Origin of the sequence: Paraburkholderia kirstenboschensis, from assembly GCF_904848585.1 — a bacterium.
Classification (GTDB): Bacteria; Pseudomonadota; Gammaproteobacteria; order Burkholderiales; family Burkholderiaceae; genus Paraburkholderia; species Paraburkholderia kirstenboschensis.
In genome coordinates, this window is the sequence record NZ_CAJHCR010000001.1 from 473,692 (window position 1) to 487,177 (window position 13,486).

A 13,486-nucleotide genomic window follows, 5' to 3' on the forward strand; every position below is an offset into this window, starting at 1 on the left:
GTACTCGACACGCTATACGGAGAATTGCAATGCAGAAGATACTCGTCGCCCGTCCGATTTTTCCCGATGTGATCGAACGGCTCAAACAGTATTTCGACGTCGACTGGAATCAGGGCGACGTGCTGTCCGCGGAAGAACTGAAGCGCCGTCTCGTTGACAAGGACGGCGCACTGACCGCGGGCGACCCTATCGGGGCGGAGGTTCTCGCGGCCGCGCCGCGCCTTCGCGTGGTGTCGAATATGGCGGTGGGTTACAACAACTTCGACATGGCGGCGTTCAACGCAGCCAACGTGCTCGGCACTAATACGCCGGACGTGTTGAACGAGTCGACCGCGGACTTCGGCTGGGCGCTGATGATGGCTGCGGCTCGGCGCATCTCGGAGTCGGAGCACTGGCTGCGCGCGGGCAAGTGGCAGAAGTGGGCGTATGACGGCTTTCTCGGTGGAGATATCCACGGCTCGACGTTGGGCGTGATCGGTATGGGCCGCATCGGCCAGGCGCTCGCACGGCGCGCGCGAGGCTTCAATATGCAGGTCATTTATCACAACCGCTCGCGGGTCGCGCCCGAGATCGAAGCCGAACTGAATGCCGAGTATGTGTCGAAGCAGGACCTGTTGCGGCGCGCCGATCACGTGGTGCTCGTGCTGCCATACACGAAGGAGAACCATCACACGATCGGCGCTGCCGAACTCGCGCTGATGAAGCCGACTGCGACGCTGACCAACATCGCGCGCGGCGGCATCGTCGACGACGCGGCGCTTGTCGAGGCGCTGCGCTCCAGGCAGATCGCCGCGGCCGGCCTCGACGTCTTCGAGGGCGAGCCGAATCTGAATCCCGATCTGCTGAGCGTGCCGAACATCGTGTTGACGCCGCATATTGCGAGCGCAACCGAGGCGACGCGCCGCGCAATGGCCAATCTCGCCGCGGACAATCTGATTGCCGGCCTTGGCGAAGGTCCGCGCGCCGGTCAGCCGCCCAACCCGATCAATGCCGAAGTTATCGGCCGGGCGCGTGCATGACGATGATTCTTATCGCGGCCGTCGCAGTGCTGGCGGTTGCGCTCGTGCTTACGATGGTCTTGCTGATGCGAGTCCACGGTCGCGCTAGTGAGCACGAGCAGTTTGAAATGCTGAACGAACGCATCGATACCGCAGCCGACGCGCAGGCTCACGCATATGAGCGCCTCGAGCGGCAATTGCGCAATGACATCACCGAGACTGCGCGCGTGTCGCGTACCGAGCAGAGCAGCGGCTTCGCGCATTTCCAGCAAACGCTGGCCGCGCAATTCAGCAGCATGACGACCGTGCAGGGCGGCAAGATCGACGGATTCGCGCAGCAACTCGACGCGGTGCGTCACAGCCTTCAGCAGCAGGCGCAGCAGGCGCGTGACGAACAGGGGCGCTCACTCAAGCAGTTCGGCGATACCCTCAGCCTGCAGCTCGGGCAACTCACGGAGGTCAACGATCGCCGCTTCGCCGAGGTTCGCGCGACCATCGAACAACGGCTGAAGGACATCGAGGCGAACAATGCCAGCAAGCTGGATGAAATGCGCGGTACCGTCGACGAAAAACTGCACGCCACGCTTGAACAACGCCTTGGCGAGTCGTTCAAGCTCGTGTCGGACCGGCTCGAGCAGGTACATCGGGGCCTGGGCGAAATGCAGACGCTCGCGGCCGGCGTGGGCGATCTGAAGAAGGTGCTGACGAACGTGAAAACGCGCGGCACCTGGGGCGAAGTGCAGCTTGAAGCGTTGCTCGAGCAGCTGCTCACCGCCGACCAATACGCGAAGAACGTGGCCACCGTGCCGAAGAGCGCGGATCGCGTCGAGTTCGCTATCCGCTTGCCTGGACGGGTCGAGGCGGGCGGTGCAGCCGCGCCGGTATGGCTGCCTATCGACGCCAAATTTCCGCGCGAGGATTACGAGCGCCTTATCGACGCGCAGGAACGGGCCGACCCCGCCGCAGTGGAAGAAGCTTCGCGTGCGCTGGAAGCGAGGATTCGCGCGGAGGCACGCGCGATCGCCGAAAAATACGTGTCGCCGCCGCACACCACCGATTTCGCGCTGCTCTATCTGCCCACCGAGGGTCTCTACGCGGAAGTGCTGCGTCGGCCAGGTTTGTCGGATCTGCTGCAACGCGATTACCGCGTGACGATTGCAGGCCCCACTACGCTGACCGCGTTGCTCAACAGTTTGCAGATGGGTTTTCGCACGCTTGCCATCGAGCGGCGCTCGAGTGAGGTGTGGCAGGTGCTCGGCGCAGTCAAGACGGAGTTCGGCAAGTTCGGCGACGTGCTGGCAAAGACCAAAGCGCAACTCGAAACGGTCACGCGTTCCATCGAGGCGGCCGAGACGCGCACCCGCGTGATGAATCGCAAGCTGCGCGATGTCGAGGCGCTGCCCGGCGAGGAGGCGAATGGTCTGATAGGTGGTGCGTTGCCGGGCGTCGACCCCGACGAGCAATAAGGCGGTAAGGCTGGCGCCGCGCGTGAGCGTCAGCAGTCCGCGCCTGCCGTGTCCGCGGGCGCGGCGGCAGTGGCGCGGAGCGGGGCGGGCATCAGGCTTCTTCCGGTGCGTCGGTCAGCTGGATTTCAATGCCGCCGAATCGCGACGCAACCCAGTTGTATGCGTGGCATGCGATCCACAGCAGGATGAAGCCAAGAATCGCATTCAACAGCAGCGCACTGAACACGGTGCTCAGTTCGACGGAACCGTAGCGCACGAACGCGACGAGCACGCCGAGCAGCACGATCGGCACAGAGAACGTCAGATAGACGAGGATAAGCGCTTTGGCCGTCTGTCCCGGTGCAATGAACGAGATCTGTTTTTTCATGTAAGTCAAACCCGCATGTCGTAGTGGTAATGGGTAAAGCTGAATGTGACCGTGGATGAAAGCGCCGCGAGGCAGAAGCGTCAGATCAAGCCGTGGAACAGCATGATACTTACGCGTTCGCCCTCGCCAATGTCGCCTTCTTCATGGCCGAGCACGATAAAACAATTGGCCTCGCTCATCGAACTCAATACGCCGGAGCTTTGCGAGCCTGTCGGCGTGACTTGCCACTGGCCGTTCGCGGCCTGGCAGGCTATGCCGCGCTGGAACTCAGTGCGCCCGGCGCGTTTGCGGATTGGCTGCAGGCTCGCCGCGTGAATCAGCGGCAGCGGCTGCGGCGCGGCGCCCGCCATGAGCAGCAGCACCTCGCGCACGATCTGATAGAACGTCACCATCACGGCAACCGGATTGCCCGGCAGACCGAAGAATAACGCAGGTAGTCCAAGACCCGGCCGCTCGCCCGACCATACGCGGCCGAACGCGAGAGGGCGGCCCGGGCGCATGGCGAGGCTCCAGAATGCGACGTCGCCGAATGTCCGCAACAACTGCCTTGTGAAATCCGCCTCGCCGACTGAGACGCCGCCAGAGGTCAGCACCACGTCGGCACTCTCCGCGGCGCTTCGCAGCGCGGCTTCGAGCGCGGCGGGCTCGTCACGGATCACGCCGAGATCCAGCGCTTCCACATTCAGGCGCCGCAACATGGCAAAGAGCGTGTAGCGGTTGCTGTCGTAGACCGCGCCCGCGTCGAGCGGCTCGCCCAAGGAGCGGAGTTCGTCGCCGGTGGAAAAGAATGCGACGCGCAAGCGCCGCCGAACATTGATTTCGCCGATGCCGAGCGAAGCCAGCAGGCCAAGGTCGGATGCGCGGATGACACGGCCCGCATGCAATGCAACGTGGCCGCGAGCGAGATCCTCGCCCGCCAGCCGCCGGTTCGCGCCGGCTCGCACCGCGTCGGCTGCAAACCTGATTGAAGCGGAGTCGGCACTGCGCTCGACCAGTTCCTGCGGCACCACGGTGTCGCAGCCTTCCGGAACGCATGCGCCTGTCATGACACGCACGCATTGCGCTGCGCCGACGGGACCGGCAAACGGATGTCCCGCTAAAGCTTTGCCGACGACGGCCAGCTCGACGAACGGCGCGCCGCCCGGCAATGCGGCGCCGTTGAACGCATAGCCGTCCATTGCGGAATTGTCGTGCGACGGCACGTCGATCGGCGAAACGATGTCTGCGGCCAGCACGCGGTCGAGTGCGTCGCGCAACGCCACGCGTTCGACGGCCGTAACCGGCTTTGCCCACTGGCGAGTAATCGCCTGAGCAGCCGAAACAGGTAGCGCATGAGGATCGTACTGCGCGACGCAGCGGGAAAATTCGTTATGCGTGGTCATGAAGAGCGGGACGTCGCGGCTGGCGGCTAGGATGGCGCTTGCCGTGCGGCGGAGCGGGATTCAGCCGGGGCCCCGATGACGCTCGAGGTCGGCGAGTTCTTGTAGCGAATTGATATTGTAAAACGCGCGCTCGTCGGTAAAGGCGACTTCCACGGTCTTGTGGCGCGCGTACCACGCGCGAACCTTGCGCTCGCCGGCGGCTAGATAGGCGGCGAGGTCGTCGGCGAGACCGGTGCGCAGCAGCGCGAAAACCGGGTGGAGCGATACCGTGCCGTCGGCCTCAGTGGTTGTAACGGTGGCGATGTCGGCCGCATTTGCAGCAAGCGCTTGAGCAAGGCGGGCGGCGAGGTCGGCGGGGAGCCAGGGCGTGTCACACGGCGCGCTCAGCAGGTATTCGTTGCGAGTGGCGCGCAGACCGGCCAGCAAGCCGGCCAACGGTCCCGGAAATTCGGGCAGCGTGTCGGCGACAATCTCTGCGCCGAACGGCGCACCGAGTGCCGCGTAAATGTCCGGGTGGCGATTGGCGCTGATCAGCAGCGCGCCCGTTTGCGGCGCAAGGCGCTTCAGCACATGGGCGGCGAGCGGTTCGCCGTGCAATGTTTGCAAACCCTTGTCGGCGCCGCCCATACGTATACCGCGGCCGCCCGCGAGCAGCAGGCCGGTGATCTGTTCGCGCGTCGGTGCCGCGGCTTGCTCCATGCCAGCGATCAGCCGCCTATGTACGACATTTCGACGCGGCGCGCGTCCTGCTCGCGTGAGTCGGCCGCATGGCTGCCGCGCAATTGCGAATAGCGGTCGCCGCGGCCTTGCCAGATTTCGGCGACGGCGGTTGCGATTTCGGCGTCGCTTGCCCCGTTGCGCAACAACGCGCGGAGGTCGTGGCCCGTCGATGCGAACAGGCACAGGTACAACTTGCCCTCGGTCGAAAGGCGCGCCCGCGTACAGCTCGCACAAAAGGCGCGGGTCACGCTCGAAATAACGCCGATTTCGCCGCTGCCGTCGGCATAACCCCAGCGCTGCGCTGTTTCGGCTGCACTGTGCGCTTCGAGCGGCGCAAGCGGGAAATGCTCGGCGATGCGCGCGATGACGTCCGCGGACGGCAGCACTTCGGTCATGTTCCAACCGTTGGACGTGCCCACGTCCATGTATTCGATGAAGCGCAGCACGGCGTCCGAGCCTTTGAAATGGCGTGCCATCGGCACGATTTCACTGTCGTTCGTGCCGCGCTTGACCACCATGTTGACCTTCACTGGCGCGAGGCCTACGGCTTGCGCGGCGGCGATTCCGTCGAGCACGTCGGCCACCGCGAAGTCGGCGTCGTTCATGCGGCGAAACAGCATGTCGTCGAGCGCGTCGAGGCTGACGGTTACCCGGGTGAGGCCTGCGTCCTTGAGGCTGCGCGCCTTGCGGGCGAGCAGCGAGCCGTTCGTGGTGAGCGTCAGATCGAGCGGGCGGCCGGCCGGCGTAGTGAGCCGCGCTAGGCGTTCGATCAGAAATTCGAGGTTCTTGCGCAACAGCGGCTCGCCACCCGTCAGGCGAATTTTTTCGACACCATGTGCGACAAAGAGCCGCGCAAGCCGCTCGATTTCCTCGAAGCTCAACAATGCGCTGTGCGGCAGGAATGCATAGTCCTTATCGAACACGGCGCGCGGCATGCAGTAGACGCAGCGGAAATTGCAACGGTCCGTCACCGAAATGCGCAAGTCTCGCAACGGACGCGCGAGCGTATCGTGCAGCGCGCCGCTAGGCGTCTGCACCGGGCCGGAAATGACCGGCGCCGCGCTGAGGTCGGCAACAGGGATGATGCGTCGGGACATGAGTTGCTTGCGTTGTGCCAAACGGGGGAGGCGAGTTCTTCATTCTATCGGAAATGCCTTAAACGGCTGGGCGATGCCGACCCCTGTCGGGGTTTACGGGGAGGGTGGGGCGTTCGCGAGGGGGATGCGTTTCGCGTGCAAAAAAACAAAAAGCCCGCCGGTGAGGGCGGGCTTTTCGAAGCGAGGTCGCAAGCTTACTGCGGGTGCTTGTCCGTTTCCACTTGCTGCATCGGCGCAGAGTCGAGCGGCGGCAACGGCTTGCGTTCACGCACCACGCGCGGCGGTTTCACCGTCTGCGCGGCGGCTTCCTGTGCTGCGCGCAGCTTGTCGGCGTCTGTATTGACCCAGACGAGACCGGCTTGCTCCAGCACCGGCTTCAGAGCTTCAGCCGAGACGCCGCCGTTGAACGATGCTCGCGACGCCGACGGCGCTTGCGATGCCTGCACGGCTTCCGCGGCTTGCGGCGCGGCGGCGACAGGCGCCGGCTCGACCGCTGCCGGTTCGACAGCCGGCGCGACTGCTGCGACGACTGGTTTCGGCTCGACGATCTCCGGTTGCGGTGCGGGCTCTGCAACCGGCGCCGCAATCACTTCCGCAGGAGCGGCGGCAACAGGTTCAACGGGAGCCTGCGCGACTTGCGCTTGCGCTGCTGTTTCCGCTGCCGGCGCAACGACTGCTGCCTCTTCACGAACGACCGGTTCCACCAGCGATACCGTCTCCGCTGCAGCAGGTGCAGCCTGCGCCGGTTCGACCGGCGCCGTGGCTTGTGCAACAGGCGTTTGCGCGACCGGTTCAACGGCAGCCGGAGCAGCCGGCAGTTCGGCGACCGGCACGACCGTTTCCGTCTTCGCTGCCTTTTCGGCGGCGAGAGCCGGCGTTTCGGTTGCAGCGTGGAGTTCCGTGACGACTGCCGTCTCGGTTGCAACGGCGGCAACCACGACTTCCACCGGCGCCACTTCCTTCGCTTCCCGGACTTCGTTCACTTCCGGCTTCGATTCCACCGGCTGATGCGCGGTGCGCACCGGTGCATCGTCGCTGACGTTGACGTTGTCGCCTTCCGCTTCCGCGACGTCCGCAGCCAGGTTGCCGTTCACGTCTTCCTCACGCTCACGACGACCACCGCGACGGCCGCGACGGCGACGACGACGCTCTTCGCCCTCACGCGCCACTGCTTCCTGATCGACCGGCGCAGCGTTGTCAGTAACGGCGGTCTGGTTTTGCGCCAGAGCCAGTTCTTCCGCGGTTTGGGCCTCGGCCTGGGTCAACGCGTCGGCGGTTTCTGTCTGCGGCTTGCGGCGCTCGCCACGCTCAGCGCGTTCGCCACGTTCGCGGCGCTCGCCGCGTTCCTGGCGCTCGCCACGCGGTGCGCCTTCCACCGTTTCAGCCCGCTCGCCGCCGCGATTGTCGCGCTCGCGGCTTTCACGGCCTTCGCGCGGTTCGCGTGCTTCGCGCGGCTCGCGGCCTTCACGTGCTTCGCGGTTGCCGCGCGGTTCGCGTGCCTCGCGCGGTTCACGCGGCTCACGGCCTTCGCGTGCTTCGCGCACCTCGCGGCCTTCGCGCGGCTCACGTTCTTCGCGACGCTGCGAAGGCTGCTGGCCCTGACGGCCGCCGTTCGTAGCTTCGCCACGGGGCGCCGCATCGCGGCCACCCGCGCCAGTACGGCGATTGCGGTTGCGGTCGCCGCCGCGTTCGCCGGTGCGCTCACCGCGCTCCGAACGCTCGCCACGTTGTTGCGGACGCGCTTGCTTTTCGGTAGCCGCAGGCGCAACGGGCTCCGGCGCCGCCGGCTGCATGCCGAACAGATTTTTCAGCCAGCCGATGAAGCCGCCGCTCGCCTGCGTGACTGCGACCGGAGCCGCCGGCGCTGCGACCGGGCGAACCGGCGCGCTCGGCGCCGGCTTCTCGGGCGTGATGCCCTTGACCGCCGCTTCCTGCTTCGGCTTCACTTCTTCGGTGCGCTTGCTGTAGCCGGTTTCCGACTCCAACTCGCGAGCCGCTTCTTCGGCCATCTTCCACGAAGCGCGCGGTTCGTCGAGGCGAGCATCGTCATGACGCAGGCGTTCGAGCTTGTAATGCGGCGTATCCAGGTGCTTGTTCGGCACCAGCACGACGTTCACCTTGAAGCGCGATTCGATCTTGTTGATCTCCGAACGCTTTTCGTTCAGCAGGAAGGCGGTCACCTCGACCGGCACCTGGCAATGGATCGCCGCGGTGTTTTCCTTCATTGCTTCTTCCTGAATGATCCGCAGCACTTGCAGCGCGGACGATTCGGTATCGCGGATGTGGCCCGTGCCGTTGCAACGCGGGCAGGTCACGTGGCTGCCTTCCGACAGAGCCGGACGAAGACGCTGACGCGACAGTTCCATCAGGCCGAAGCGCGAAATTTTGCCCATCTGCACGCGCGCACGGTCGTGCTTGAGCGCGTCTTTCAGGCGTTGTTCGACTTCGCGCTGGCTCTTGGCCGACTCCATGTCGATGAAGTCGATCACGATCAGGCCGCCCAGGTCGCGCAGGCGCAATTGGCGCGCGACTTCGTCGGCGGCTTCGAGGTTGGTGCGAGCGGCCGTTTCCTCGATATCTGCGCCCTTGGTGGCGCGGGCCGAGTTCACGTCGATTGCGACCAGTGCTTCGGTGTGGTCGATCACGATGGCGCCGCCCGAGGGCAGCGGCACAGTGCGCGAGTACGCCGTTTCAATCTGATGTTCGATCTGGAAGCGCGAGAAAAGCGGCACATCGTCGTGATAGCGCTTGACCTTGCTGACGTTGTCCGGCATCACGATGTCCATGAAGGCGCGCGCCTGGTCATGAATTTCGGTGGTGTCGATCAGAATTTCGCCGATGTCCGGCTGGAAATAGTCACGAATCGCGCGGATCACGAGGCTCGATTCGAGATAAATCAGCATCGGCTGGCCGGCCGAACCGCTTTGCGACGCGGCTTCGATTGCTCGCCACAGCTGCATCAGGTAGTTCAGGTCCCACTGCAACTCTTCGGCGCTGCGGCCAATGCCGGCCGTGCGCGCGATGATGCTCATGCCTTCCGGCAATTGCAGCTGCGCCATGGTTTCGCGCAATTCCTGACGGTCGTCGCCTTCGATCCGGCGCGACACGCCGCCGCCGCGCGGGTTGTTCGGCATCAGGACCAGATAGCGGCCGGCGAGCGAAATGAACGTGGTCAGGGCGGCGCCCTTGTTGCCGCGCTCTTCCTTCTCGACCTGAACGATCAGTTCCTGACCTTCCTTGAGCGCGTCCTGAATGCGCGCGGAGCGCATGTCGACGCCGTCGCGGAAATACTGGCGGGCGACTTCCTTGAAGGGCAGGAAGCCGTGGCGGTCTTCGCCGTAGTTGACGAAACAGGCTTCGAGCGACGGCTCGATGCGGGTAATGATGCCCTTGTAAATATTGCCTTTGCGCTGTTCGCGCCCGGCGGTTTCGATGTCGATGTCGATGAGTTTTTGCCCATCGACGATGGCAACGCGCAGTTCTTCCTGCTGCGTCGCATTGAACAACATGCGTTTCATGGAACGGCTCCAGAGCGGCTCGGCCGGCGCGCGTCGCCTTCGCGGTTGTCAGTCGCGAGCGCGAAGCGGGCAGCGGCATGCCGCGCCTTATTGTGTTTTCACAAGCACGCTGGAGCGGGAAAAATGGCGGGAGAATTGCCTGAGAGGGCCCGGCTCCATAAAGAAGGAGCGCGGTGCCGCAGGGCACATGCGAACACGGCTTCAAATAACGACCCGACACGCCGCGGGTTCTGCCGGCAGACCTTCATAAGCCTTTCGTCCCCTCTCGCCGGTGCGCCAACTGGGCGCGTGACCGGAGGGTCGAAGGCTGCGGTCGTGCCGCAACGGGAAGTTCGCGCAAGCGGCGCGTCTTTTCCTGCTGGGGGTGTCTCGCCTCATTTTGACGTCGCCAAGTCTTGTACTTTCTACAAGACGCCATGGGCGCACGCCGTATTTTCGCAACTCGCAGCTTCCTACAGCAGGCGTAAGACGCCCGATACCGAAGCTGGAAGTTAAATTCTTTTTTACCAAAATTCCGTTACCGTCGAAGCCGACCTTGACCGAACGCGCCTGTGGGCGCCGTCCCTGCCGGGTACTGACCTCGTGCGTGCAACTTGTTGCATCTCATTTTCAGGGTGAGCAACCAGACCCCGGCGCAAGTAAAATAACGATTTACGCTTGCACCTGCGCAATCCGCCCGAATTCCGGACACTGCGCCGGCCGCCGCAGACTGCTGGGCAAATTATATTCAGAATGAAAGAGTTAGGCAAAATATCCCAGAAATCGGTAACAAGCGCGGTCGCGAGCGATCAGGTCTCGGTGATCGAGATCGACGACAGCGCGGCCGGACAGCGCATCGACAACTTTCTCTTGCGGGTCTGTAAAGGCGTCCCCAAGAGCCACATTTATCGCATCCTGCGTAGCGGGGAAGTGCGCGTGAACAAGGGCCGGATCGACGCGCAGTACCGGCTCGAACTCGGCGATCTCGTGCGCGTGCCGCCCATCCGCGTCGCGCAGCCCAACGAGGCGGCCGCCCACGCGCCGGTGCCCAGCGCGGAGTTCCGGACCATTTTCGAAGACGAACACCTGCTCGTCATCGACAAACCGGCGGGTGTCGCGGTGCACGGCGGCAGCGGCGTCGCGTTTGGCGTGATCGAGCAGATGCGCGAGGCGCGGCCGCAGGCGAAATTCCTCGAGCTGGTGCATCGGCTGGATCGCGAAACCTCCGGCATCCTCATGCTCGCCAAGAAGCGTTCGGCGCTCGTGAATCTTCACGACCAGATCCGCGAGAACAGGATGGATAAGCGCTACTATGCGTGCGTCCACGGCGAATGGGCGAGCGACTGGGGGCGCCGCCGCGCCGTCAAGGAGCCGCTGCACAAATACCTGACCGCGGACGGCGAGCGGCGCGTGCGCGTGCAGGCCGACGGTCTGGCGTCGCACACGGTATTCAATCTGATCGACCGCTGGCCCGAGTATGCGTTGCTCGAAGCGGAGCTGAAGACGGGCCGCACGCATCAGATCCGCGTTCATCTGCAGCATCTGGAACTGCCGATCGTCGGCGATGCCAAATACGGCGACTTCGCGCTGAACAAGGCGCTCGCTCGTGCGAATGCTAGACCCGGGCTCAAGCGCATGTTCCTGCACGCTTACCGGCTGAAGCTTACGCACCCGGCAACCGGCGCGCCGCTGCAACTGGAGGCGCCGTTGCCGGCCGAGTGCCGGAATTTCATCGCGCAGCTCAACGAATTACGAAATGGGTCACACCCGGAGACGGCACCGCATGGCTAGAGAGCAATTTGACCTGATCGTCTTCGACTGGGACGGAACGCTGATGGATTCGACCGCGCACATCACGCGCAGCATCCAGGCGGCGTGCCGTGATCTCGGTCTGCCGGTTCCAGCGGACGAGGCCGCGAGCTATGTTATCGGCCTCGGCTTGCGCGACGCGCTGCAAATCGCGGCGCCCACGCTCGATCCGAGCGACTATCCGCGGCTCGCCGAGCGCTACCGGTTTCACTATCTGGTGAAAGATCAGACCACCGAGTTGTTCGTCGGCGTGCGCGAAATGCTGCAGGAGTTGCGCGATCAGGGCTATCTGCTGGCGGTGGCGACGGGCAAAAGCCGCGTTGGACTTAACCGCGCGCTGGATCAGGTGCGGCTGACCAGCCTGTTCGACGGCACCCGCTGCGCGGACGAGACATTCTCCAAGCCGCATCCGGCCATGCTGCACGAATTGACGCGCGAACTGGGGCAGGACCCGGTGCGCACGGTGATGGTCGGTGACACGACTCATGATCTGCAGATGGCGATCAACGCGGGGGTCGCCGGTGTTGGCGTTACCTACGGCGCGCATCCGGCCGGGTCGTTGAGCGCGCTGTCGCCGAAATACGTTGCATCTAGCGTCAGCGCGCTGTCGAGCTGGTTGAGGGAAAACGCATGAGCACCGGCGTGAGCGAGGGCGGGGGCGAGGCTACCGTGCAGGCGGTGCGGGTGTGCGCATCCGGGGAACTCGTGGACGGCGGCACGGGCGTGCGGCGTGCTGCCAGAATCGGCGCCGACGAAGTCGTGGTGTTTTTCGTTCGGTACGAAGGCCGTGTTCACGGCTATCTCAACCGTTGCGCTCACGTTCCAATGGAGCTGGATTGGGCAGAGGGCCAGTTCTTCGAATCGTCCGGTTTATACTTGATGTGCGCCACACATGGGGCGATTTACGCGCCGGATACCGGCAAATGCGTAGGTGGTCCGTGCCGCGGCGCTAGACTACGGGCCCTGCAGGTAGACGAGCGCGATACACCCGAGGGCCGCGCTGTGTTCTGGCTTCCCGACGGAGAGTTGCAACCCGCCGCGTCCTGATCCGCGTTTTGATCTGTCTTCCTCAAAAATTCCACTGCACGCATGTCCGACAATTTGACGCCTGAAACGAAAGAACCGGCCATGAGCGACCGCAGCCGCGTTTCCGCCGACGAGCCCGGCTGGGAACGCGCGGCACTCGAGCGCATAGCGCTCGCTGCGATCAACGAACAGCGCGCCGCGCGCCGCTGGAAAATCTTCTTCCGTCTGCTGTTCCTTGCCTTGCTGGGGCTGGTGATCTGGGTGGTGTTCATATTTTCCGGCGACAAGCTGGCGGCTACGGGCCGCCATACAGCGTTGATCGCACTTGATGGCGAGATCTCTGCCGATACGAACGCTAACGCCGAAGATGTCAGTGCAGCGCTCGAAAGTGCGTTCGGCGACGCAGGCACTGCGGGGGTAATTCTCCGCTGCAACAGCCCAGGTGGCAGCCCCGTGCAAGCAGGTATCATCTACGACGAAATCCGTCGATTGCGTGCAAAACATCCGTCAATTCCGCTATATGTCGTCGTGGGTGACATGTGTGCGTCGGGCGGTTACTACGCTGCCGCCGCCGGCGACAAGATTTATGTCGACAAGGCGAGCATCGTGGGCTCCATTGGCGTGCTGATGGATAGCTTCGGTTTCACCGGCCTCATGGACAAGCTTGGCATCCAGCGCAGACTGCATACATCTGGCGAGAATAAGGGCTTTTACGACCCGTTCTCGCCTGAAACGCCGAAGATGGACCAGCATGCGCAAGAAATGCTCGACCAGATTCATGGGCAATTCATCGACGCAGTTCGACAAGGTCGCGGCAAGCGCCTGCACGAGACGCCCGACATGTTCTCCGGGCTCTTCTGGACCGGTCAGAAGAGCGTCGAACTGGGCCTCGCCGACGGATTTGGCGATGCCAACTATGTGGCGCGCGAGATTATCAAGGCGCCGGACATCGTCGACTACACGGTGAAGGAAAGCATCACCGACCGCGTCGCGCGCAAATTCGGCGCGGCCGTCGGCAACGGCGCCGTGCACGCGATGGCTCTGGGCGGGAAGCTTAATTTGCGTTGATCGGAGCGAAGGCCGCCAATACGAGAAGCCCCGCGCGGTCGTTCGGACCGGGCGGG

11 protein-coding genes are annotated in these 13,486 nt (G+C 64.1%); 6 read left to right on the forward strand and 5 right to left on the reverse strand.

Annotated features, from left to right (window positions below):
* The first annotated feature begins 29 nt into the window (after window positions 1-29).
* On the forward strand, window positions 30-1,019 hold the full coding sequence (locus JMY24_RS02220; RefSeq protein ID WP_201701350.1) for a 2-hydroxyacid dehydrogenase: 990 nt from the start codon (window positions 30-32) through the stop codon (window positions 1,017-1,019).
* Window positions 1,016-2,464, forward strand: coding sequence for a DNA recombination protein RmuC (locus tag JMY24_RS02225; protein ID WP_128595607.1), 1,449 nt, complete (start codon window positions 1,016-1,018; stop codon window positions 2,462-2,464). Before JMY24_RS02220 ends, JMY24_RS02225 begins: the two co-directional genes overlap by 4 nt.
* 91 nt (window positions 2,465-2,555) lie before the next feature.
* On the opposite strand, the gene JMY24_RS02230 is transcribed toward JMY24_RS02225, so the two are convergent.
* The 5 genes from JMY24_RS02230 to JMY24_RS02250 all read right to left on the reverse strand — a co-directional run bounded on the left by JMY24_RS02230 (window position 2,556) and on the right by JMY24_RS02250 (window position 9,548).
* Complete coding sequence (locus JMY24_RS02230) at window positions 2,556-2,831, reverse strand: hypothetical protein (RefSeq protein ID WP_006053283.1); 276 nt, start codon at window positions 2,829-2,831, stop codon at window positions 2,556-2,558.
* An 80-nt stretch (window positions 2,832-2,911) separates the two neighbouring features.
* Complete coding sequence (gene moeA, locus JMY24_RS02235) at window positions 2,912-4,213, reverse strand: molybdopterin molybdotransferase MoeA (RefSeq protein ID WP_128595606.1); 1,302 nt, start codon at window positions 4,211-4,213, stop codon at window positions 2,912-2,914.
* A gap of 60 nt (window positions 4,214-4,273) precedes the next feature.
* Entirely contained in the window at window positions 4,274-4,912 is a 639-nt protein-coding gene (mobA, locus tag JMY24_RS02240) for a molybdenum cofactor guanylyltransferase MobA (protein ID WP_128595605.1), read from the reverse strand.
* A gap of 8 nt (window positions 4,913-4,920) precedes the next feature.
* Window positions 4,921-6,030 carry a GTP 3',8-cyclase MoaA gene (gene moaA, locus JMY24_RS02245; protein WP_128595604.1) on the reverse strand — a complete coding sequence of 370 codons (1,110 nt, stop codon included), beginning with the start codon at window positions 6,028-6,030 and terminating at the stop codon, window positions 4,921-4,923.
* A gap of 194 nt (window positions 6,031-6,224) precedes the next feature.
* On the reverse strand, window positions 6,225-9,548 hold the full coding sequence (locus tag JMY24_RS02250) for an Rne/Rng family ribonuclease (RefSeq protein WP_201701351.1): 3,324 nt from the start codon (window positions 9,546-9,548) through the stop codon (window positions 6,225-6,227).
* 732 nt (window positions 9,549-10,280) lie between these two features.
* On the opposite strand from JMY24_RS02250, the gene JMY24_RS02255 reads away from it, so the two are divergent.
* The 4 genes from JMY24_RS02255 to JMY24_RS02270 are packed head-to-tail and all read left to right on the forward strand — an operon-like array spanning window position 10,281 to window position 13,430.
* Window positions 10,281-11,318 carry an RluA family pseudouridine synthase gene (locus JMY24_RS02255; protein ID WP_128595601.1) on the forward strand — a complete coding sequence of 346 codons (1,038 nt, stop codon included), beginning with the start codon at window positions 10,281-10,283 and terminating at the stop codon, window positions 11,316-11,318.
* A complete protein-coding gene (locus JMY24_RS02260; RefSeq protein ID WP_128595600.1) occupies window positions 11,311-11,970 on the forward strand; it encodes an HAD-IA family hydrolase in 660 nt (219 codons plus the stop codon). Before JMY24_RS02255 ends, JMY24_RS02260 begins: the two co-directional genes overlap by 8 nt.
* Window positions 11,967-12,383: a Rieske (2Fe-2S) protein gene (locus JMY24_RS02265; protein ID WP_201701352.1), complete on the forward strand. Its 417-nt coding sequence runs from the start codon at window positions 11,967-11,969 to the stop codon at window positions 12,381-12,383. The genes JMY24_RS02260 and JMY24_RS02265 overlap by 4 nt, the downstream gene beginning before the upstream one ends.
* A gap of 42 nt (window positions 12,384-12,425) precedes the next feature.
* The gene (locus JMY24_RS02270) at window positions 12,426-13,430 is read left to right on the forward strand and encodes a S49 family peptidase (protein ID WP_128595599.1); all 1,005 of its coding nucleotides are present in this window, start codon (window positions 12,426-12,428) and stop codon (window positions 13,428-13,430) included.
* Window positions 13,431-13,486: the final 56 nt, after the last annotated feature.